The following is a 21255-nucleotide window of genomic DNA, read 5'->3' on the forward strand; positions in this document are numbered from 1 at the left end:
GTGAAGATCCTGATCGCGGCCGATGGCAGCGCTTGCACCAAGCGTTTGCTGGCCTTCATCGCGGCCCACGAGGAATGGCTGGGCCCGCAGCACCGCTACACGGTGCTGCATTGCGTGCCGGCGATTCCCCACCGCGCGGCGGCCTTTGTGGGCAAGCCGCAGGTGCAGGCCCTGTACCGCGACGACGCCGAGACGGTGCTCAGGCCGATACGGACGTTCCTGAATCGGCATTTGCAGGGTGTCGCCTTTGTCCACCGGGTCGGTTCCCCCGGATCGACCATCGCCAAGTTCGCCAGCGAGCGCCGGTTCGATCTGGTCATGATGGGCACCCACGGCCATGGCGCGATGGCCGGGCTGGTGATGGGGTCGGTGGCGACGAAGGTGATGTCCTTGTGCCGCACGCCGGTGCTGCTGGTGCGCTAGCTGTTGAGTCTCAGGCCCCGCCTGGGCTTCACCTGCTCATCCCATGGGGGAATGCAAGCGACCCCGAGAACGGTTCAGCTGCACCCGAGAGCTTCCTGACGGGTCGCTTCGCAAAGCCATGCACGCAAGGGAGCGAGGGTCTGCGCGCGGCCGAGGGGCGCATTCAGGCATTGATCCACCGGCGGTAGGCCCTGCGCCATGCCTTGCGCGCCTGAAACGATGGCAATCAGCTCGCGTGGGGCTTCGTTGGGCGAACCGTTCTGCCCATGGCCGTAGACAGCTCCCCCGGAATCACCGAAGCAGCTTCGGGTCCTTCGCCCTTTGGTCGGTGCTATGTAGACCAAGCCTCCGTCCAAGGCGGTGGGGCCGTCGTGGTGGCTCCATCCAACGATGGGGTTGCCGTCGTCCGCAATCTCTCGCCGGTCGGTGAGCCCGAATCCGAGTGTGGTGATCAAACCTGGGACCGATGGCTCGGATGGGAGCCGTGCAAAACGAGAAGGGGTGTCGGCAGGAAAACGCACCTTGACGACGGCAAGGTCGGGAACGGGAAAGGCGGCGCCGATGCCCTTGGCATCTGCCCAGGCCACGTCCGGATGAAATACGACCTCTCCTTGCGGAAAGCCGACGTGATAGCCGCAATCATTCGCGTGCGTCCAACACCTCATGAGATCGCGCGAGCGTGGCGTGTTCGCTTGTGCCGCGGCGTCTGACGGAATCAGGGCCAGCAATCCGTTCATGAGCGGTTCGGACGCCAACACTTTGCCTTCCCGACGGTCGCTTGCCGCTACGCAGTGGGCCGCGGTCACGATATACGTTGGCGACACGCGAACAAACGTGCAGTGTTTGACGATTTCGATGCCACCGCTTTTGAATGCAAGAACGCCGACTTCGCGAAAGCCTGTGGGGTCGTACAAGAGGTTCGTCGTGTTGTGAGTGGCATCGATCCGCCAGTCGACATCCTCGGCCGGCCGCCAGCAAGGCGCCCCATCGGGCATGCGGCCGCCCGCCACCAATTCACCACCAGGTGCCCCGCCCAGTCCGCCCTCGGGCACCGCGGTTCCTCCACCGGTCTGGCAGTTGGTGCAGCCCGCGTCGCCGATCTTCTTTTTCAAGCCTATGGGTGTTTGCACCCAAATGGAGTCCTTGATGGTCCTCGACCCCAGTACCCGAAACCACTGGTTTTCGTCGCTACTGACGCGGGCCGTCAACCAGGGCTCGAGCGCTGCCACGCCGCGCAACCGTTCGGCCACGCGTCCTGGCTCATAGGGGGGGGCGGCGGTCGAGGGCCTCGCGCCAGTGGTCCATTCGCTGCGATCCGGCCACACCTGCCGGGTCACGCCAGTGCCGAATGGCCCGCGGGTACCCGCGGCGTCACCCAGGACCAACGGGAATTCACTGGGCGGGGCCCATGGGCCCGGCGATCCTCTGTCCGACCCGATCCGGCCCGAATACCCCCGCAAGGCGATGGACGAGGTTTCGCTGGTAGGTGGCTTCATGGCAGCGGCGATTGCCGATGCAAGGGCCGCGGCAACAGCGTCGGCGCTGGGCGGGGAGGTGCCGAGGCTTGCTGCTGCCTGGGGTGGGCACCGCGGCAAGGCATGGCTGGCCGAGGCAAGGACCATCAGCGCAGCGGTGATCGCCCAGGGCCGGAAGTCAGGTGGTCGCATGGACACCTCGCGCGCCTAGGATGCCGGACTCGGCGCCGGGTCGATGGTTTTGGGTACGGACTGCGGCTGATGGAAGTTGGCCTCCCCAGGTGGGGGTGACCGCGACATTTCACCTGTTTCAAGGTTAACCCGCCACCGGATACCGCGGTAGCCAATGGCGATAGGGCGCTCATAGGTTGCGCGCAGGGCCACATCGCCAGTGGAGGCGGCCAACACCTGGGCGGTGACGCCCGGTGCGGGCTGGCTGGGCACGGATCTCCACTGCGCCAGCGAAGCATCGCGCAGTGCTTGGGCGGCGGACGAGGCACTGGCGGGTGTCGAGGTGTCTTTGTTGGCCGGGCCGTTGGCGCCGTCCGAAGCGCTCGTCGCGGTGGGTGTCGCGGGCGCCCCCGATGCTGGGGCGACGTCGATCGCTGCGCCGGCCTGATCCGAGGCATGGAGTGAAACGTCGAATGTTCGAACGACGTACAGCTCCGTCACCAGCGTGAGATCAACCAGCCGCTGGGAGGCATCCTGGTTGCCGGCGGCCGCGAAACGCAGCCACGCGAGTTCGATCGGATTGATTTTTGTCGTCGCCTGGGGTTCTTGCGACATCATGACCCAGTGCCTGGCGAAGGGTTCAAGCGCGACCCTTGCTGGAAGTCCATAGCTTTCACCCGCGGACACAGAAACCGTGGCGCTTCTCGCGGACGACGCGCCAGCGCGGACCGCGACGGCATATACATCCGGCGGCAGGTAGGCACCCAGCTGAGCGGAGTTCACCTGGGCACGGACAAACAAGGGAAAGGCGACCTGCCTCAAGAGATCACCGGTCCGCCCGCCATTGCAGCCTGCCGATGGCACTGGCATGCCGCTCGATGTGTTGCCGGAAGCCGTCTCGACGGTGCGGGCGGGGAATCGATTGCGTTCAGCGTAGTGCCGGTCCAGTTCGGCTTTCATGTTCACATGGGCGTGAAACGATCCGATCGGCACATATCCCGTGGGATCGGACAGCGGCTTCTGTGGGTCGGCGCTGACCGGGCTGACGAACAGGTCGCCCACGCAGACGTCTTCGCGTGGCGGGAACATGGGATATATGCCAAGTTCGCGCAGATTCGTGGACCAATCACGAACCACGAACCCGGGTTTGCTGGCGCTGCAGCCGACCAGCAAGATGGACGACAAAGCAAACGCGCACACGGTGCGACTAGGCATCATGGATGTCTCTCCTGGGATCACACACTGTCGGCGTCGCTGCGGCTCTGTCGGCGACAGAAAGCAGCGAATATTCAGTCCGTGTCGCGGAGCGCCACTCGGTTGGAGGGAGCGTGGCGCCATGAAATCTGCGGAAAATTCTGTCGGAAACAGTTTGTAGCGAACATCCCACGCTTTGAGGATGAGTCGCCTGCGTCGACGAGCGGCGTCGAGGTGGCCCACTCGGCCCGGCAGTGGCGTCTATTTCTCTTGAACGACCAGGCGCTTCTTCCTTCCCGACGCGCCCGTCTTGATGCCCACCTCGGCCTTGGCGCAGCCGAAGCGCCTGGCCACCAGCGCGATCAGCTCCTCGTTGGCCTTGCCGTCCACCGGCGGCGACTTCAGGCGGGCGGTCCAGGTGCCGTCGCCGTTGTCCACCAGCTCGCTCACGCGCGCGTTGGGCTTCACCTGCACCTCGATGATGCGAGTCGCCACGGGCCTGGCCGCTCCGTTCAGATCGTGCGGTTGCGCGCCAGCGGTGGGTTGGCCTCGAAGTACTTCACGATGCCGCGCAGCAGGGCGTCGGCCAGGTCGTCCTGGTACTTCGGGTCGCGCAGGCGGCGTTCCTCGTCGGGGTTGCTGATGAAGGCGGTTTCCACCAGCACGCTGGGGATGTCGGGCGCGCGCAGCACGGCGAAGTTGGCGTGCTCCACCTGGGGCTTGTGCAGCTTGCCCAGGCGGCCCACCTCGCCCAGCAGCTTGGTGCCGATCTTGCGGCTGTCGTTGATCTGGGCCGTGGTGCTCATGTCGAGCAAGGCGCGCTGGATGGTGGCGTCCTTGGCGCGCACGTTCAGGCCTCCCACCAGGTCGGCCTTGTTCTCCTTGTCGGCGATCCAGCGCGCCGCGGCCGAACTGGCGCCGCGCGTGCTCAGCGCGTAGACGCTGGCGCCCTGAGGCCGGGCGTTGTAGAAGGCGTCGGCGTGGATGCTGATGAACAGGTCGGCGCGCACGCGCTGGGCCTTGGCCACGCGGATCTGCAGCGGCACGAAGAAGTCGGCGTCGCGCGTCATGAAGGCGCGCATGGGGTTGCCGTTGACGGTGGTGGCGTTGATGCGGTCGCGCAGCTTGCGCGCGATCTGCAGCACCACCTGCTTTTCCTGCGTGCCCTTGGGGCCGATGGCGCCGGGGTCTTCACCGCCGTGGCCGGGGTCGAGCGCCACGATGATGAGGCGTTCGGTGGGGGCCTGCCTGGCGCCCCCACCGGGGCGTTGCTTGCTCGGGCCAGGCGGCAGCGGGGCCTTGGCCACGGGCGGTGGAGTGGACGGGGTGTCGGCCGGGGTTTCGGGCGGCGGCGCCTCGCCGCGCTGGCTGCGCGCGATCAGATCGCCCAGCGGGTCGGGCTGGGTGCGGGCCAGGCCCTCGGTTTCCTTGCCCAGCAGGCGCGCGGCGCGCTCGCTGGCGGCCTTGTCGGCCTGGGACTGCTGCTCCACCAGCTGCAGCAGCGGGTCGGGCGGGGCGCTGGGGTAGAGGTCGAACACCAGGCGGTGCTGGTAGGCCGCCACGGGCTGCAGGTTGAAGATCTGCGGCTTGATCGGGTGCTTGAGGTCGATCACCAGGCGCACCACGTTGGGCGCGTTCTGGGCCACGCGCAGGCCGGCGATGTTGGGGTCGTCGGACTTGAGCTGGCCCACCAGCTCACGCAGGCCGGGCAGCAGGTCCACGCCCTCGATGTCCACCGCCAGGCGCGGCGGGTCGTTGACCATGAAGGAGTTGGTCTTGAGCACCGAGTCGCTTTCGATGGTGACGCGCGTGTAGTCCTCGGCCGGCCACATGCGCACGGCCACGACCTTGGCGCCGCGGGCGAGGTGCGCGGTGCCCAGCAGCAGCACCAGGGTGCCGGCCTGCAGCAGCCTGCGGCGGGGCAGGGGGGGGTGATTCATCGGTCCCGTCATTGGACTGCGGCCAGCAGCAGCTGGCCGGCGGAGGTTCGGGCCTCGGCGCGCACCTGGCGCGCGTCGTCGTGCTCGGGGTCGGTGTTCATCGGGTCGGGCGTGATGTACAGGTCCAGGTCGATGGGGGGCAGGAAGCCCGCGGCGCGTTCGGGCCATTCGACGAGCTTGAGGCCGGGACTGGCGAACAGTTCCCGAAAGCCCGCTTCTTCCCATTCGCGCGGGTCGCTGAAGCGGTAGAAGTCGAAGTGCCAGATGGACAGCGCCTCGCCCGGCGGCATGAGGGGGCAGTCGATGGCGCTGTGCGGCTCGACCACGGCGTAGGTGGGGCTCTTGATGCGGCCGCTGACGCCGAGCGCGCGCAGCAGGTGGCGCACGAAGGTGGTCTTGCCGGCGCCGAGGTCGCCGTGCAGGGCCAGGGTGGCGTGGGCGACGGCGGGGCACAGGGCCAGGCGCTGGGCGAAGGCCTGGGTGTCGGCCTCGTGGGCCCAGCGGCCCTGCCAGGTGGCGGGCGCCGTTGCTACCATCGGCGCCCCATGAAGGCTGTGTTGGATGCTGCTCAACTCGTCTCGCAGTTGCGTGCTTGGGGACGACAGCTTGGATTCTCCCAAATCGGGGTGGCCGGGGTGGATCTGAGCGCCGCAGAACCGGGATTGATGGCCTGGTTGTCGGCTGGATGCCACGGTGAGATGGCCTACATGGCCGCGCACGGCCTCAAGCGCGCCCGCCCGGCCGAGCTGGTGCCCGGCACGCTGAGCGTGATCACCGCGCGAATGGACTACCTGCCGCGCGACGCGGCGCCCGACTGGGTGGCACAGGAATGGGCCCGCCTGCAGCGCCCCGGCGAGGCCATCGTCTCGGTCTACGCGCGGGGGCGGGACTACCACAAGGTGTTGCGATCGCGCCTGCAGCGGCTGTCCGAGCGCCTCGCGGGGGCCGTCGGCCCATTCGGCCACCGCGTGTTCACCGACTCCGCCCCCGTGCTGGAGGTGGAGCTGGCGGCGCGCAGCGGCATCGGCTGGCGCGGCAAGCACACGCTGACGCTGCACCGCGAGGCGGGCTCCATGTTCTTCCTCGGCGAGATCTACGTGGACCTGGCCCTGCCCCCCTGCGAGCCGGTGACGGAGCACTGCGGCAGCTGCAGCGCCTGCATCGACGTCTGCCCCACCCAGGCCATCACCGGTCCGCGCCGCGTGGACGCGCGGCGCTGCATCAGCTACCTCACCATCGAGCACGCCGGGCCCATCCCGGTCGAGCTTCGCCCGGCCATGGCCAATCGCATCTATGGCTGCGACGACTGCCAGCTGGCCTGCCCCTGGAACAAGTACGCCCAGCGCTCGCCGCTGCCGGACTTCGATCCGCGCGAGGGCCTGGGCGGCGCCACGCTGATCGAGCTGTTCGCCTGGGGCGAGGACGAGTTCCTGCGCCGCACCGAGGGCAGCGCGATCCGCCGCATCGGGCACGAGCGCTGGCTGCGCAACCTGGCGGTGGGCCTGGGCAACGCGCTGCGGGCCACCGGGGACGAGGCCGTGCGGCGGGCCTTGCGGGCGCGCGCCGAGGACCCCAGCGCGCTGGTGCGCGAACACGTGGCCTGGGCGCTGGCGCAGGGCTGATAAGGGGTCAGCCACCCGGCAGGTTGTCTTGCAGCCGGTCGAGCAGGGCGAGCAGGGTGGCGCGCTCCTGCGCGCTGAGTCCGGCCGTCAGGGCCTTCTCGAAGCGGGCGCGGTGCTGCTGCAGGCGGCGCTGCAGGGCCTGGCCGGCGGGGGTCAGGCGCAGGCGCTGGACGCGGCCATCGGCCGGGTCGGCCTGGCCCTGCAGCAGGCCGCGTTCGTGAAGGCCCTTCACCAGGCGCGCGATCTGCGCCTTGTCACGCCCGGCGTGCTGCACCAGGTCGCTCTGGGTGTGGCCCTCGTGGAGCGCGAAGTAGTTGAGGCAGCGGGCCTCCATCGGGTTCAGGCCCTCGGCGTCCTCGCGCAGGGCCTGCTGCAGGTGGCGGCGAAGGCCGTGCATGACGGCGTGCAGCCGGTCGGTCACATCGGTGGTCGTGGGGCGGGTCATGATGTCCACATGGTTGATGTGGTCAACCAGTTCGGGGAATGATCGTTGTTATTGTCAACTAAAAAGGCCCTTGTGACCATCTCTACCCCGTCTTCCCTGAGCGTGGAGCGTGTGCGCCACGCGCTGAAAGTGCGCCGCCTGCGGGTGAGCGACATCCGGCGCCTGGGCGCGAACTTCCTGCGCCTGCGCCTCTCGGGCGACGGGCTGGGCGATTTCGTCAGCGCCTCTTTCGACGACCACCTCAAGCTCATGCTGCCCGCGCGGGCCGGCGCGCCGCTGGTGCTGCCCGCGCCCGGTCCGGACGGCCTGGCCCTGCCGCCGGGCGCCGAGAAACCCCGGATGCGCGACTACACGCCGCGCGCCTTCGACGCCGCCGCCGGCTGGCTGGACATCGAGTTTCTGCTGCACGGCGACGGCGCGGCCAGCGAATGGGCCGCCGGCGCCCGGGTGGGCGACGAGGTCGGCGTGGGCGGGCCGCGCGGCTCCTTCGTGGTGCCCACGGGGTTCGATTGGCACCTGCTGGTGGGCGACGAGACCGCCTTGCCGGCGATCTCGCGGCGCCTCGAGGAACTGCCCGAGGGCGCGCGCGTGCTGGTGGTGGCGCAGACCGCCGATGCAGCCGACCGCCGCGGCTTCGGGGGGCGGGCGCTGGCCGAGGTTCGTTGGGTCCGGGCCGATGCCGCCGACGCGCTGGCGCGCGAGGTGGCCGCGCTCACGCTGCCCGCCGGCGAGGGCTTCGCCTGGGCCGCGGGCGAGGCCGCCAGCATGGCCGCCGTGCGCCAGGCCCTGCTGCAGGGCCATGGCCTGGACAAGGCGCGCGTGCGCGCCTCGGCCTACTGGAAGCGCGGCAGCGCGGGCCACCACGAAACCCTGTGAGCGCGCGCCGGCGCGGGCGCGCGCTCAGCCCGTCGCGTAGCGCACCCGCAGCTCGCGCTTGAGCAGCTTGCCGCTGGGATTCTTGGGCAGGGCGTCGGTGAACAGCACGCGCTTGGGCGCCTTGAAGCCGGCCATGTTCGCGTTGCAGTGCGCGATGACCTCGTCCTCGCTGAGCGACTGGCCGGCCTTGACCACCACCACCGCCGTCACGGCCTCCACCCACTTGGCGTCGGGCAGGCCGATCACCGCGACCTCGCTCACCGCGCCCAGGCGGTAGATCATTTCCTCGACCTCGCGGCTGGCCACGTTTTCGCCGCCGGTCTTGATCATGTCCTTCTTGCGGTCGACGATGGTGATGTAGCCCTCGGCGTCGATGGTGGCGAGGTCGCCGCTGTGGAACCAGTCGCCGGAGAAGCTGGCGGCGGTTTTTTCGGCGTCGTTGAAGTAGCCCAGCATCAGGTGCGGCGAGCGGTGCACCACCTCGCCCACCTCGCCGGGCATGACGTCTTCCATCAGTTCGTTGACGACGCGCGTCTCCACGTTGAGCACCGCCTTGCCGCAGGAGCCGGGCTTGCGCAGCTGGTCCTCGGGGCCAAGCATCGTGGCCAGCGGCGCGATCTCGGTCTGGCCGTACAGGTTCCACAGCCGCACCGCCGGCAGGCGCGCGGCCAGTTCCTTGAGCACCTCCACCGGCATGATGGACGCGCCGTAGTAGCCCTTGGCCAGGGTGGTCAGGCGCGCGGCGTCGAAGGCCGGCGAGCGCAGCAGGGCGATCCACACCGTGGGCGGGGCGAAGAAGCTGGTGATGCGGTGCTTCTCCAGCAGGTTCAGCAGGTGGTCGGGCACGGGCTTGCCCGTGATGACGTTGCTGCTGCCGATGTAGATGGCCGGGCCGAAGAACACGTCGAGCTGGGCGCAGTGGTACAGCGGCAGGGCGTGCAGGGCGACGTCGGCTTCGGCGATCTCGGCGTTGATCACGCAGCTCACGTACTGCCACAGCACGGCGTCGTGCGTGAGCATGGCGCCTTTGGGCATGGACTCGGTGCCGCTGGTGTAGACGATCTGCGCCAGGTCGGTGCTTTGCAGACCCACCTCGGGCAGCGGGTCCGCGCAGGCCGCGAGGTGGTCGAAGCGGTGCATGGCGGCGTCGGGCTCGCTGGGGTCTTCGCTGGGCAGCCAGATGAAGCGCTCCACGGCGGTGTCCTGCGCGGCGGCGGCGCGCGCCAGCTCGGCCAGGCCGCTGTCGGTGGCCAGGGTCTTGGCGCCGGCGTGGCGAAGGATGTAGGCGACCTCGTCGGCCTTGAGCATGAAGTTGATGGGCACCAGCACCGCGCCCCGGCGCGCGATGGCAAAGCGCAGCGCCGCGAAGCCATGCGAGTTGCGCGCCAGCACGGCCACGCGGTCGCCTTCCTCGACGCCGAGCTGGGCCAGGCCGGCCGCCAGGCGCGTGACCAGGGCGTTGAAGTCGGCGTAGCTCCAGCGCGTGTCGCCGCAGGCGATGGCGAGCTTGTCGGGCAGGCGCTGGGCGGTGCGGTGCAGCGCGTCGGCGATGGTCTGGCGGCGCACCACGGGTGCGATGGCGGTGGTCATTCTCGGTGTCTCCTGGTAAACGGGCGGCGGCAACAGGCTTCGATTGGAGCGGCCGCCCGCGGCTTGGCCATCGGCGTTTTCACCATGTTGTCGCCGGCGCGACCCCGGTTTTCTCAGCTTGAGACACGCGGGCCCGACGCCGGCGCTGGCTATCATGCGCCGCATGCGTGGCATCACCTCCAACGTGGACCAGGGCTTTCGGCGCCAGACGCGGCTGCGCCGCGCCCAGGTGGTGGCCTGGTGGCACACGCTGCAGATGGGCGCGCAGATCATGGTGCTGATGCTCTCGCCCAGCAGTTACACGGGCGGGCGGGCGCGCACGGTGCTGTCGCACCTGGTGGTGGCGGTGCTGCCGCTGCTGCCCTGGTTCCTGGTGCTGTCGGCGCTCATCAGCCTGGTCATCATCCGCATCGTCACGGCCACGGCCGGCAGCTATGGGCTGTCGCAGTACGCGCTGGAGGTGCTGGTGCGCACCCTGGTGCTGGAGCTGATCCCGCTGTTCGCGGCCCTGTTCGTGGCGCTGCGCCACGCCATGCCGGGCGCCGAACTGCTGCGCCACCAGCTGGACCAGCGCCAGCGCGCGGGCGGGCGCATTCCCGGCATCGCCGGCCTGGCCGGCACCCTGCTGCCGCGTGCCCTGGCCAGCGTGCACGCCGTGGTGCTGCTGGCCGCGCTGTCGGGCGTGGTGGCCCTGGTGCTCACTTATCTGATGGTGCACGGGCTGTCGCCCTGGGCGGTGCCGTCCTACACCTACGACGTCGGGCGCGTGTTCAACTCGGTGGTCTCGCTGATCTTCGTGCTCAAGACCGCGTTCTTCAGCCTGGCGGTGGCCGTGGTGCCGCTGGCCGCCGCGGCCGAACCCGACGAGCACGGCCGCTACGTGGCGCGCAGCGAGATGGTGGAGTTCGCGCGGCTGTTCTCCGTGCTGTTGATGGTCGAGATCGGATCCCTGGTGGGCAACTACTACTGAACGCATGAACGAACACGAGCGATCGCCCGCATCCGAGGAACCCCTGGTGCCCGAGCCACCGCCCGTGCGCGGTCTGGAGTTCAAGGCCGCGCTGCTGATGGCGCTGACCCTGCTGCTGGTGGTGGGCTCGGCGCTGTACGTGATGTTCGCGCGCGGTGTGTTCGAGCCCACGCAGCGCGTGGTGCTGATCGCCGACGATGCCGAGGGTGTCACCGTGGGCATGGACATGACCTTCGCCGGCTTTCCCATCGGCCGCGTCACGCGCGTGGAGCTGGCCCCTGACGGCAACGCGCGCATCCTGATCGACGTGCGCGAGCGCGACGCCAAGTGGCTGCGCACCTCCAGCATCTTCACCATGGAACGCAGCCTGGTGGGCGGCACGCGCATCCGCGCCTTCAGCGGCGTGCTCGACGACCCGGCGCTGCCCGACGGCGCCGAACGCACCGTGCTGCGCGGCGACGCGGCGGCCGAGATCCCGCAGATCACGGCGGCGGCGCGCTCGCTGCTGGACAACCTCAACGCCATCACGCGCGAGGACGCGCCGCTGCAAGGCACGCTGGCCAACCTGCGCGCCACCACCGAGAAGCTCAATGGCCCGCGCGGCGCCATGGGCGTGCTGGTGGGCAACGAGGCCGATGCGAAGCAGCTCAGCCAGGCCATCGAGCGCAGCAACGCGCTGATCGCGCGCGCCGACGCCCTGGCCACCCGCCTGGACAGCCTGGTGGCCAACGCCGACCGGCAGGTTTTCGGCCAGGGCGCCAAGCCCGGCGAGGGCAGTGTGGTGGGCGATGTGCGCGCCACCGTGGTGCAGATGAACGGCCTGCTCGAGCAGGCGCGGGGTAGCCTGCAGAAGCTGGACGCCGTGCTGGTGGAGGCCCAGGGCGTGGCCAGCAACGCGCGCGAGGCCACCACCGACCTGGGCCCCTTGCGCGCCGACGTGGAAAGCAGCCTGCGCAAGATCGACGGCCTGATCGACGACATCAACCGCAGGTGGCCGTTCGCGCGCGACACGGAGATCAAGCTGCCATGAGCCGGGCCGTGGTTTCCCTGCTGCTCGCGCTGGCGCTCGCGGCCTGTTCCAGCGGACCGCCCACCCCGGCCTGGCAGATGAGCGCGCGCAGCGGGCTCGACGCCGCCGCCCTGGCCTGGCTGGAAGGGCGCACCGCCACCGAGGCGGTGGAATTCACGCGGGCGCGCGCCGCCATCGCGCGCACCGGCCGCCTGGACCTGCTGGCGCGCGCCGAGTTGCACCGCTGCGCCTTGCGGACGGCCACCCTGGTGTTCGAGCCCTGCGCGGGCTTCGAGGCCCTGGCGGCCGACGCCACGCCCGAGGACGCGGCCTATGCGCGCTACCTGGCCAACCGCTTGCGGCCGGGTGACGCCGAGCGCCTGCCGGCCGCGCACCGCGCCGCGCTCGCGGCGGCCGACCCGGTCGGCGCGCTGCGCGGCGTGCCGGACCCGGTGACGCAACTGGTGGCCGCTGGCGCCGCCCTGCAGCGCGGTCAGGCCAGCCCGGCGCTGGTGCAGCTGGCGGTGGACACCGCCTCGGCCCAGGGCTGGGCCCGGCCGCTGCTGGCCTGGCTGCTGGTGCAGCAGCGCGCGGCCCAGGCCGCTGGCGACACGGCCAGCGCCGAACGTCTGCAGCGGCGCATCGACGCGGTGGCGCCGCGCGGGCGCTGAACGCGGCGGGGCCGAATGGCCATGTGGTCTAGCGAATGGGGCCCGGTGCGGGGTCGAACCCTTGCGCCATGGTGTGACACTGAGAGAGGCCAATGCCTGAGCCCATCGGCTTCGGCTCCTTCAGTTCATGGGTACGGAGAGTGATTCATGGGTGCCATCAGCAACGCCATTCGCCACGTCGTCAAAGATTTCAGCAACAAGAACCGGGCCATGGGTCCGGAGGCTCGGGTCGCCGATCCCGAAAAATTCATCAACTTCGTTGTCGACCCCAAACGAGAAGACCGGTATGGGCGCGTGGCCTATAGCAAGAACGGTGGCGTGTTGACAACGCACAAGCGGTCGGTTCAGGCCGGGCTGCGCGCTTACCTCAAGAACCGGAGCAAGGGCACGGAAGAGCTGGGTTCCTTGAAGCTGGATTCCGAGCGCAAGGCCTTCGTGTACGCGCAGAGAAGTATTGCCAGGCAGTTCCAGAACCACCCTGATCCCCATGTGCGCGCGGCGGTGGAGTACATCCTCGGCAAGGATCAAGGGCGTGGTCAGGCCTGGGAGCGCTCAGCCTGGGAAAGAACGTGTTTCCGTATCACGCCCGAGCTGCGCGCGGCCAACCTGGCCATCCAGGGAGCGCTGCAGCAACAGGCCGCGGCAGCACAGCAGGCCGCTGCCTAGGGCGCGGGCGGCGTGTCCTCGCGGTAGTGGGCGCACGTCGATCACGGGACGTGCGCCCCCCTGGGAGCATGGGCTTGGCCTGCGCGAGCGTTCATCGCCCCGTCAGTTCACCTTGCCGATGCGCTGCACCACGCTCTTCATGGCCGCGGCGTCGGCCTTCACGAAGGCGTCGAACTCGGCCGCGTCCTGGTACTGGAACTGCGTGCCGGCGGTGGTCATCACCTGGATGGTGCGCTCGTCGCGCGCCGCGGCGCGCGCGGCCTCGCGCAGCTTGTCGATCACCGGCTGCGGCGTGCCGGCCGGCGCGAACAGCCCGGCCCACTGCGAATAGCCGATGTTCACGCCCAGCTCCTTGAAGCTGGGCACGTCCGGCAGCAGGGCCAGGCGGCCTTCGCCCCAGTGCGCCAGCGCGCGCATGCGCCCGCTCTTGATGTGGCCCACGATGCTGGCCGGCCCGCTGGCCAGCGCGTCCACCTGGCCGCCCAGCAGGCCCACGATGGCCGGGCCCGCGCCGGTATAGGGCACGTGCAGCATGAAGCTGCCCGTGGCGGCCTTGAGCTGCTCCATCGGCACCTGCATGGTCCCGTAGTTGCCGGACGAGCCGAAGCTGACGCGCCCCGGGTTGGCCTTGGCGTAGGCGATGAACTCGGCGTAGGTCTTCCAGGGGCTGTCGGCACGCACCACCAGCACGGTGGGGTCGGCCGTCATGCGCGCGATGGGCGCCAGCTGGTTCACCTCGAACTGGGGCGGGCGGTTGAGGATGCGGTCGGCCTCTGGCAGCACCACCAGGGACGACAAGGCCATCAGCACGGTGTAGCCGTCGGCCGGGGCCTTGGCCACCTGCGCCATGCCGATGGCACCGCCCGCGCCGCCGCGGTTCACCACCACCACCGACTGGTTCAGGTGGCGCGCCATGGCCTCGGCCACGGGCCGGCCCACGGCGTCGGCCACGCCGCCGGGCGGGAAGGGCACCACCATGGTGATGGGCTTGCTCGGGAACGGGTCCTGTGCGAAGGCGGTGGCGGTGCCGCCCAGGCCGCCGAGTCCGAGGGCCGAGGCGCCCAGCAGGCGGTGGAAGTCGCGTCGTTGCATGCTGTCTGTCTCCTGTGGTGGTGGGGAAAGGGCGCGGGCTCAGGCAAAGCGGTTTTCGATGAAGCCGATGCCGTCGATCTCGACCCGCACCACGTCGCCGGCCTTCAGGAATTGCGGCGGGTTCAGGCCCATGCCCACGCCGGCCGGCGTGCCGGTGGCGATCAGGTCGCCGGGGTAGAGCGTGATGCCACGCGAGACGGTCTCGATCAGCGTGGGGATGTCGAAGATCAGGTCCTCCGTGCGGCCGTCCTGGCGCTGCTCGCCGTTGACCCAGCAGCGCACGCGCGTGTGCTGGCCATCCAGCTCATCGGCCGTGACGATCCAGGGGCCCATGGGGCAGAAGGTGTCGAAGCTCTTGCCCATGTCCCACTGCTGGTGGCGCATCTGCACGTCGCGCGCGGTCACGTCGTTGACGGCGGTGTAGCCCCAGACGTGCTTCATGGCATCGGCCTTGGCGATGTTCTTGCCACCGGTGCCGATGACCACGGCCAGTTCGGCCTCGTAGTCGATCTGCGACGAAATGGCCGCGCCGGGCAGGGTCACGGCGTCGGTGGGGCCGACCACGCACTCCGGCACCTTGGTGAAGACGATGGGCCACTGGGCCGGGTTGGCGTTGTTGTTCTTGAAGACCGAGCCCTGCAGTTCCTTGGCGTGCTCGTGGTAGTTGCGGCCCACGCACCAGAGGTTGCGCCGCGGCCGGGGGATGGGCGCTTCCAGCCGCACGGCCGACAGGGCGATGGGCTCGCCGCGGGTGGACGGCAGGGCCCGGCCCTCGGCCTGGGCCTCGACCAGGGCGAGGGCGCCGCGCTGGGCCTCGGCGGGCGACAGGTCGAAGGGGGTCACGGACCGGGCGTCGGCCGACACGAGGCCGACACGGCGTTGGCCCTCATGGGCGAAGGTGGCGATGCGCACGAAATCTCCTGATGGTTCAATTCAAGATACCAATAAATACCATTTGGTACCAGAACGGCAATGGTAGGGCGCCAGAGTATGAATCGACCAGGGGAATACCCTTGGGCCCGATCGGCTCGATGAATTGGTCTGGTTTGGTACAGTGCCGCGCATGAGCCTGTCCAACCAGTTGCACCAGAGCCTTCTCGACCAGGTCCAGAGCGGCCAGTGGCGCGCGGGCGATCGCCTGCCCACCGAGCGCGAGCTGTCCGAGCAGCACGGTGTGAGCCGCACCACGGTGCGCAAGGCGCTGCTCGCGCTCAAGCAACAGGGCCTGATCGAGCAGACCGTGGGCAGCGGTACCTACGTCACCGAGCAAGCCGGCGAGCGCCTGGGGCGCCGCGCCGCGCAGGACTCGTCGCGCACCACCAGCCCGGCCGAACTCATGGAGGCGCGCCTGGCGATGGAGCCGGCCATCATCGACATGGCCATACGCAACGCCAACGCGGCCGACCTGCAGCGCATGGACCGCTGCTGCGACGAGGCCGAGCGCGCGACCACGCTGGAGGCCTTCGAACATTGGGACGCCGAGCTGCACCAGGCCATCGCCGACGCCGCGCACAACAGCTTCGTGGCCAACGTGTTCGAGCTGATGAAGACCGTGCGCGCCCAGGGCGACTGGGGCCAGCTCAAGAAGAAGAGCGTGACGCCCGAGCGCCGCCTGGCCTACCAGGCCGAGCACCGCAAGATCGTGAACGCGCTGCGCGACCGCGACGCAGCGCGCGCGAAGGAGATGACGCGAGCGCACCTGTTGCGCGTGCGGCAGAACCTGCTGGGGTCCTGAGCGGGGCGAGGCCTCGGGGCGCGGGAATAATCCCGGCTTCTTCACGACGCCTTCGCTCATGGCAGATCCCGTCATCGTTCTCGGCGCCGGCATGGTCGGCGTGTGCACCGCGCTGCACCTGCGCCAGCGCGGCCACGCCGTCACCCTGGTCGACCGGCGCGGGCCTGGCCGCGAAACCTCCTACGGCAATGCCGGCATCATCCAGCGCGAGGCGGTGGAGCCCTACGCCTTCCCGCGCGACTGGGCCATGCTCGCGCGCGTGGCGCTCAAGCGCGGCGCCGACGTCAACTACCACCTGGGCGCCTTGCCCGCGCTGGCGGGGCCGCTGGGCCGCTACTGGTGGCACTCGCGCCCCGCGAGCCACCAGCGCATCGCGCGGTCCTACGCGCGCCTCATCGAACACTGCCTGGGCGAGCATCACGCGCTGATCGAGCGGTCGGGCGCGCAGGACCTGGTGCGCCGCGAAGGGTTTCGCGACGCGTTCCGCGAGGCCGACTCGATGCGCCAGGCCGTGGCCGACGCGCGCCGCGTGGCCGACGGGTACGGCGTGCGCTACGCCGTGCTCGACAGCGAGGCGCTCGCGCAGGCCGAGCCGGCGCTGCGCCGGCGCCTGGCCGGCGCCATCCACTGGCTGGACCCCTGGTCGGTGAACGACCCGGGCGAACTCGTGGCGCGCTACGCCGCGCTGCTGGGCCAGTCGGGCGGGCGCGTGCTGCGCGGCGACGCCGGCACGCTGCGCCAGGCGGGCGCGGGCTGGCGGGTGCGCACCGACGAGGGCGAGATCGACGCGCCGCACGCCGTGGTGGCGCTGGGCCCCTGGTCCGACGGCCTGCTGCGCTCGCTGGGCTACCGCTACCCGCTGTTCGTCAAGCGCGGTTACCACCGCCACTACAGCGGCGGCGAGCCACCGCGCCTGCCGATGCTCGACGCCGATGGCGGCCTGGTCATCGTGCCCATGCGCCAGGGCGTGCGCGTGACCACGGGCGCCGAGTTCGCGCGGGTCGACGCACCGCCCACGCCGGTGCAGGTGCCGCGCGCGCACGCGCTGGCCAGCGAGCTCTTCGATCTGCCGCAGGCCGTGGAGGCGCAGCCCTGGATGGGCTCGCGTCCCTGTACGGCCGACATGCTGCCCGTCATCGGCGCCGCGCCGCGCCACCGGGGGCTGTGGTTCAACTTCGGCCACGCGCACCAGGGCTTCACGCTGGGGCCGGTGAGCGGGCGGCTGCTGGCCGAGCTGCTGGGGGGCGAGTCGCCGGTGGTGGACCCGCGGCCGTACGCGCCGGCACGCTTCGGCTGAGCCAGGGTCTGGCGGCCTGGCGGCGTGTGGGGGCTGATGGCGAAGACCTCGTCCTTCAGCCAGGCCTTCACCTTCAGCCAATTGGCCTGGCGGTCCTCGCGGTTGGCGTGGCTGAGAGAGAACGCGTCCTGAACCGTGTGCAGCAGGGCGCCCAGCGCGATGGGGCCGTTGTGTCGCAGCAGACGCGGTTGCCGACGTGTGCCGCGTCAATCTTGCGCACGAAGCGCTCGATGTCTTGCGCCGACACCTTGCAACGCAGCTCCCCGGGCCGCTGCCAGGCGAGCGGGCTCGGCGGGCCGGTGCCTCAGCCGGCCAAGCGCTCCAGCACCGCCACGTGCACCTTCGTCCGTACCCGAAAACCCAGCGTCTCGTACAGCGCGATCGCCGGCGTGTTGGTTTCCCAGGCGTGCAGGAAGGGCTGCTCGCCGCGTGCCTGGATGCGCGCCGCCACCGCCGCCGACAGGCGCCGCGCCAGGCCCAGGCCGCGCGCCTCGGGGTGCGTGCACACGCCACTCACTTCGGCGTAGCCCGGCACGCGGAAGCGCTCGCCGGCCATGGCCAGCAGCCGGCCGGGCCGGCGCACGCCCAGGAAGTCACCCATCGCATGGGTGCGGGGCAGGAAGGGTCCGGGCTCGGTGAGCGTCGCCAGCGCCAGCATCTCGGCCGCGTCGGGCTCGCCCAGCCGCAGCAGGGCGTCGGGGCCGCCGTCGTCGCGCAGCGCGCGTGTGGCCAGCATCTGCACACACAGGCCTTGCTTGGCCACCCGCAGGCCCGGCGGCACCACCAGCGCGGGCACCTGGGCCAGGAAGACGCTCTCGCCCGGCGCCAGCAGGGCCGCCAGCGCGGCCAGGGCTTCGGGACCGTCGTCGGGTGTGGCGGCGAAGCGGTTGACGTCGGGCCGGTAGCGGCGCGCCAGGGCGCCGCCCACGGACAGGGGCGCGTGCGCGCCGGTGAGGCTGGCCCAGACGGGGCGGTCAAGCGGGTGCATGGGGTTCTGCGGCGGCGCGCGGGTGGCGGTTCACGCGCGCAAGCAGGTCTTGCGCGTCCAGGGCCTCTTCCAGGGCCTGGAGCAGCGCGAGCAGGGTGGGGCCGTGCGGCGCGCAGGCCTCGGCCACGGCGGCCTCGATGGCCGGCCAGGTGTAGCGCCAGGCATGCGCCACATGGCGCTGGCCGGCCTCGGTCAGTTCGATGGTGCGCAGCCGCAGGTCGCCGGCCGACTGGCGCGCGATCACCAGGCCGGCTTCCTGCAGCTTGCCCAGCTGCCGTGTCACGCCGGGCTGGCTCACGCCCAGCGCCAGCGCGATGTCGCCCACCGTGAGGGGGCCCAGGCGCTGCAGCGTGGCCAGCACCGGCAGGTGGGACGAGGGCAGGTCCACGCCCTCGGCTTCGATGACGGCCTGCGTCTGCGCCTGCAGCCGCTCGCCGACGCGCTTCAGGCGCGTGCCCAGGGTCAGCAGACCGAGCGCTTTGACAACGTCTTCCATGGCCATAAATATAACAAGATATATGCCTTGGAATTGATTTAATTTAAAGCCCGGAGAAATTGCCACGTCAGCCGGACCATTCCCTCCGCCCGCGCCGGAAACGGCGGACCCTCTACCATTCGACCCCACCCGCCCACCGGAGACGCCCCTTGGTTCCCCTGAACGACTGGCTGCTGTTCGCCGCCGCCGCCCTGTTCGTGGCCGTCACGCCCGGCCCCAACATGGTGTACCTGCTGTCGCGCTCGCTCTGCCAGGGCCGGCGGGCGGGCGTGATTTCGCTCCTGGGCGTGGTCGTGGGCTTTCTGGCGCACATGTTCGCGGCGGCCGTGGGGCTGACCGCGCTGTTCATGGCGGTGCCGCTGGCCTACGAGCTGCTCAAGTGGGCCGGCGCGGCCTACCTGCTCTACCTGGCCTGGCAGTCGGTCAAGCCGGGCGCGCGCTCGCCCTTCGAGGCGCAGGACCTGCCGGCTGACCCGCCGCGCAAGCTCTTTCTCATGGGTTTTTTCACCAACCTGCTCAACCCCAAGATCGCGGTCTTCTACCTGTCGATCTTTCCGCAGTTCGTCTCGCCCGCGCACGGCTCGGTGTTCGCGCAGAGCGTGCAGCTCGGCCTGACGCAGATCGTGGTGAGCTTCTGCGTGAACCTGAGCATCGTGCTGTCGGCCGCGACGCTGGCGCTGTGGTTCGCGCGCAGCCCGCGCTGGCTGGCGGCGCAGCGCTACGTGATGGGCACGGTGCTGGCCGCGCTGGCGGTGCGCCTGGCCATGGAACAGCGGCGCACGGCCTGAGCGCTGCCGCCACCGTTTGCCCCTGTCCGTGCGCCGCTGGCTGTTGATCTTGCTGCTGCTGTGCGTGCCGCTGGTGTCGGCGCTGGCGCACGGCGGGCACGGCGTGGTCTCGGCGGCCGTGGCGGTGGCCGCCGCCACCGGCGATGCGGCGGCGCCCGAGGCCGTGACCCCGCAGACCGTCCAGACCGCGGCGTCCGCTGGCCTGGATGGCGACCCCTGCCACGCGCACGGCGTGGCGCTGCCTTCACCCGGCGCGGTGCCGCCCGCCTGCCGGGGCGCCGCGCCGAGCGCCGCCCACTGGCGCCCGAGCGACGGGCACCCGAGCCGCCCCGAGCGCCCCAACTGGCCCGCCGCGCGCCACGGGGCGCCGCGTCAAGCCGCCTGAGGCCCCGCGCCTGGCGGTACGCCGCGCCATCCCACACGTTCCCTTCCTTCGCCGCCCGCGCGGCGCCGGGCCCGCGCCGCCCAGGCCAGGGCCCCCGTTCCGATCCGATTCCCCATGAAAACCAGACCCCTCACCACCGCCGTCCTGCTGGGCGTGCTCCTGACCTTTTTTGCGCTCGGCCTGTGGGCCTGGCAGCAGCGCGCGCCGGCCGAAGCGCCGGCGCCCCAGCGGGCCGACCCGGCCCGCCTTCAGCGCATGCATTCGCCGGTTCTGGGCCCGGCCGGCGCGCCGGTGACGATCGTCGAGTTCTTCGATCCGTCCTGCGAGGCCTGCCGCGCCTTCCACCCCTTCGTCAAGGCCTTGCTGGAGCAGTACCCCAGCGAGGTGAAGCTCGTGATCCGCTACGCCCCGTTCCATCCGGGCTCGGACAGCGTCGTCAAGCTGCTGGAGGCCGCGCGCCGCCAGGGGCTGTACCAGCCCGTGCTGGAGGCGGTGCTGGACGCGCAGCCCGCCTGGGCGGATCATGCGCAGCCCAACCCCTCGCTGGCCTTCGCCGCCGCCAAGCAGGCCGGGCTGGACATCGAACGTGCCCTGCAGGACATGCAGCGCCCCGAAATGGCGGCCCTGCTGCAGCAGGAGGTGGAAGACCTCAATGCGCTCTACGTGGAGAAGACGCCCACCTTCTTCGTCAACGGCCGCGGTCTGACGCGCTTCGGTCCCGAGTCGTTGGCCGAGCTGGTCGCCGAAGAGGTGGCGATCGCCCGCCGCGCGCGGCCGGGGCCGTGAGACCATCGCGGTCTTTGCGTTCCACCCACGACGGGAGTCGACCATGGACTGGCTTGTGCTCGGACTGGTGCTGTTTCTTGGCATCCATTCGGTGTCGATCGTCGCGCCGCGCGGGCGGCACGCGGTCGCGCACCGCATCGGCGAGGGGCCCTGGAAAGGCCTCTACACGCTGGTGGCCCTGGCCGGTTTCGGCCTCATCGTGGCCGGCTACAGCGCCGCGCGGCAGAACCCGGTGCTGCTGTGGACCCCGCCCGTGGCCATGCGCCACGCGGCCGCCGTGCTGATGCTGCCGGTGTTCGTGCTGCTGCTGTCGGCCTACCTGCCGGGGCGCATCCAGCGCGCCGCGAAGCACCCCATGCTGGTGGCCACCAAGTTGTGGGCGCTGGCCCACCTGCTGGCCAATGGCGGCCTGGCGGACGTGGTGCTGTTCGGCGCCTTCCTGGCCTGGGCCGTGGCCGACCGGGTCTCGCTCAAGCGCCGTGCGTCGGCCGGCCTGCTGCGCGCCCCGCACACCTTCGGGCCCGGCAAGGCCAACGACGCCATCGCGCTGGTGGGCGGCCTGCTCCTGTACGCGGTGTTCGCGTTCTGGGCGCACGGCTTCCTGATCGGCGTGCGGCCGTTCGGTTAGGGCCTGGG

24 protein-coding genes are annotated in these 21255 nt (G+C 70.5%); 13 read left to right on the plus strand and 11 right to left on the minus strand.

What is annotated here, in order from left to right:
* The gene (locus tag SOM08_RS11420) at positions 1-423 is read left to right on the plus strand and encodes a universal stress protein (RefSeq protein ID WP_322468963.1); all 423 of its coding nucleotides are present in this window, start codon (positions 1-3) and stop codon (positions 421-423) included.
* Positions 424-497: 74 nt separating this feature from the next.
* Here the strand turns inward: SOM08_RS11420 and SOM08_RS11425 are convergent, their stop codons facing one another.
* The 5 genes from SOM08_RS11425 to tsaE all read right to left on the minus strand — a co-directional run bounded on the left by SOM08_RS11425 (position 498) and on the right by tsaE (position 5739).
* A complete protein-coding gene (locus tag SOM08_RS11425) occupies positions 498-1673 on the minus strand; it encodes a trypsin-like serine protease (protein ID WP_322468964.1) in 1176 nt (391 codons plus the stop codon).
* A 432-nt stretch (positions 1674-2105) separates the two neighbouring features.
* Positions 2106-3287, minus strand: coding sequence for a hypothetical protein (locus tag SOM08_RS11430; RefSeq protein ID WP_147326165.1), 1182 nt, complete (start codon positions 3285-3287; stop codon positions 2106-2108).
* A gap of 237 nt (positions 3288-3524) precedes the next feature.
* Positions 3525-3758, minus strand: a complete 234-nt coding sequence (locus SOM08_RS11435) for a DUF167 domain-containing protein (RefSeq protein WP_116957480.1) — start codon at positions 3756-3758, stop codon at positions 3525-3527.
* 17 nt (positions 3759-3775) lie between these two features.
* Positions 3776-5203: an N-acetylmuramoyl-L-alanine amidase gene (locus SOM08_RS11440; protein ID WP_322468965.1), complete on the minus strand. Its 1428-nt coding sequence runs from the start codon at positions 5201-5203 to the stop codon at positions 3776-3778.
* Positions 5204-5211: 8 nt separating this feature from the next.
* Positions 5212-5739 carry a tRNA (adenosine(37)-N6)-threonylcarbamoyltransferase complex ATPase subunit type 1 TsaE gene (gene tsaE, locus SOM08_RS11445; RefSeq protein ID WP_116957478.1) on the minus strand — a complete coding sequence of 176 codons (528 nt, stop codon included), beginning with the start codon at positions 5737-5739 and terminating at the stop codon, positions 5212-5214.
* A gap of 9 nt (positions 5740-5748) precedes the next feature.
* Here tsaE and queG point away from each other — a divergent pair, with 9 nt between their 5' ends.
* The gene (queG, locus tag SOM08_RS11450; RefSeq protein ID WP_416186958.1) at positions 5749-6825 is read left to right on the plus strand and encodes a tRNA epoxyqueuosine(34) reductase QueG; all 1077 of its coding nucleotides are present in this window, start codon (positions 5749-5751) and stop codon (positions 6823-6825) included.
* Between the two features lie 7 nt (positions 6826-6832).
* On the opposite strand, the gene SOM08_RS11455 is transcribed toward queG, so the two are convergent.
* A complete protein-coding gene (locus SOM08_RS11455) occupies positions 6833-7270 on the minus strand; it encodes a MarR family winged helix-turn-helix transcriptional regulator (RefSeq protein WP_116957558.1) in 438 nt (145 codons plus the stop codon).
* Positions 7271-7348: 78 nt separating this feature from the next.
* Between SOM08_RS11455 and SOM08_RS11460 the strand changes: the two genes are divergently transcribed.
* A complete protein-coding gene (locus tag SOM08_RS11460) occupies positions 7349-8146 on the plus strand; it encodes a siderophore-interacting protein (protein ID WP_416187015.1) in 798 nt (265 codons plus the stop codon).
* 24 nt (positions 8147-8170) lie between these two features.
* Here the strand turns inward: SOM08_RS11460 and SOM08_RS11465 are convergent, their stop codons facing one another.
* Positions 8171-9736, minus strand: a complete 1566-nt coding sequence (locus SOM08_RS11465; protein WP_220377549.1) for a fatty acyl-CoA synthetase — start codon at positions 9734-9736, stop codon at positions 8171-8173.
* A 163-nt stretch (positions 9737-9899) separates the two neighbouring features.
* On the opposite strand from SOM08_RS11465, the gene SOM08_RS11470 reads away from it, so the two are divergent.
* From SOM08_RS11470 to SOM08_RS11485, 4 genes are all read left to right on the plus strand, one after another.
* Positions 9900-10706: an ABC transporter permease gene (locus tag SOM08_RS11470; protein ID WP_116957556.1), complete on the plus strand. Its 807-nt coding sequence runs from the start codon at positions 9900-9902 to the stop codon at positions 10704-10706.
* Positions 10707-10710: 4 nt separating this feature from the next.
* Positions 10711-11736, plus strand: a complete 1026-nt coding sequence (locus SOM08_RS11475) for an MlaD family protein (protein ID WP_116957475.1) — start codon at positions 10711-10713, stop codon at positions 11734-11736.
* Positions 11733-12386, plus strand: coding sequence for a hypothetical protein (locus SOM08_RS11480; RefSeq protein WP_116957474.1), 654 nt, complete (start codon positions 11733-11735; stop codon positions 12384-12386). The genes SOM08_RS11475 and SOM08_RS11480 overlap by 4 nt, the downstream gene beginning before the upstream one ends.
* A gap of 147 nt (positions 12387-12533) precedes the next feature.
* Positions 12534-13052, plus strand: coding sequence for a hypothetical protein (locus SOM08_RS11485; protein WP_116957473.1), 519 nt, complete (start codon positions 12534-12536; stop codon positions 13050-13052).
* Between the two features lie 102 nt (positions 13053-13154).
* On the opposite strand, the gene SOM08_RS11490 is transcribed toward SOM08_RS11485, so the two are convergent.
* The gene (locus tag SOM08_RS11490) at positions 13155-14144 is read right to left on the minus strand and encodes a tripartite tricarboxylate transporter substrate binding protein (RefSeq protein ID WP_070398601.1); all 990 of its coding nucleotides are present in this window, start codon (positions 14142-14144) and stop codon (positions 13155-13157) included.
* Between the two features lie 39 nt (positions 14145-14183).
* Entirely contained in the window at positions 14184-15056 is an 873-nt protein-coding gene (locus SOM08_RS11495; protein WP_322468967.1) for a fumarylacetoacetate hydrolase family protein, read from the minus strand.
* 151 nt (positions 15057-15207) lie between these two features.
* Between SOM08_RS11495 and SOM08_RS11500 the strand changes: the two genes are divergently transcribed.
* Together SOM08_RS11500 and SOM08_RS11505 are read left to right on the plus strand one after the other, a co-directional pair.
* Entirely contained in the window at positions 15208-15879 is a 672-nt protein-coding gene (locus SOM08_RS11500) for a FadR/GntR family transcriptional regulator (protein WP_322468968.1), read from the plus strand.
* A gap of 58 nt (positions 15880-15937) precedes the next feature.
* Complete coding sequence (locus SOM08_RS11505; RefSeq protein ID WP_322468969.1) at positions 15938-17176, plus strand: FAD-binding oxidoreductase; 1239 nt, start codon at positions 15938-15940, stop codon at positions 17174-17176.
* Between the two features lie 304 nt (positions 17177-17480).
* On the opposite strand, the gene SOM08_RS11510 is transcribed toward SOM08_RS11505, so the two are convergent.
* Together SOM08_RS11510 and SOM08_RS11515 are read right to left on the minus strand one after the other, a co-directional pair.
* On the minus strand, positions 17481-18164 hold the full coding sequence (locus tag SOM08_RS11510; protein ID WP_322468970.1) for a GNAT family N-acetyltransferase: 684 nt from the start codon (positions 18162-18164) through the stop codon (positions 17481-17483).
* Entirely contained in the window at positions 18151-18660 is a 510-nt protein-coding gene (locus SOM08_RS11515) for a MarR family winged helix-turn-helix transcriptional regulator (RefSeq protein WP_116957555.1), read from the minus strand. Before SOM08_RS11515 ends, SOM08_RS11510 begins: the two co-directional genes overlap by 14 nt.
* Positions 18661-18809: 149 nt before the next feature.
* On the opposite strand from SOM08_RS11515, the gene SOM08_RS11520 reads away from it, so the two are divergent.
* The 4 genes from SOM08_RS11520 to SOM08_RS11535 all read left to right on the plus strand — a co-directional run bounded on the left by SOM08_RS11520 (position 18810) and on the right by SOM08_RS11535 (position 21247).
* A complete protein-coding gene (locus SOM08_RS11520; protein ID WP_322468971.1) occupies positions 18810-19448 on the plus strand; it encodes a LysE family translocator in 639 nt (212 codons plus the stop codon).
* Between the two features lie 16 nt (positions 19449-19464).
* Positions 19465-19833, plus strand: a complete 369-nt coding sequence (locus SOM08_RS11525) for a hypothetical protein (RefSeq protein WP_322468972.1) — start codon at positions 19465-19467, stop codon at positions 19831-19833.
* Positions 19834-19947: 114 nt separating this feature from the next.
* Positions 19948-20619: a DsbA family protein gene (locus tag SOM08_RS11530; protein WP_116957466.1), complete on the plus strand. Its 672-nt coding sequence runs from the start codon at positions 19948-19950 to the stop codon at positions 20617-20619.
* 43 nt (positions 20620-20662) lie between these two features.
* Positions 20663-21247: an NnrU family protein gene (locus SOM08_RS11535; protein ID WP_116957465.1), complete on the plus strand. Its 585-nt coding sequence runs from the start codon at positions 20663-20665 to the stop codon at positions 21245-21247.
* Positions 21248-21255: the final 8 nt, after the last annotated feature.

Source organism: Hydrogenophaga sp. SNF1 (genome assembly GCF_034421675.1).
Lineage (GTDB): Bacteria > Pseudomonadota > Gammaproteobacteria > Burkholderiales > Burkholderiaceae_C > Hydrogenophaga > Hydrogenophaga borbori.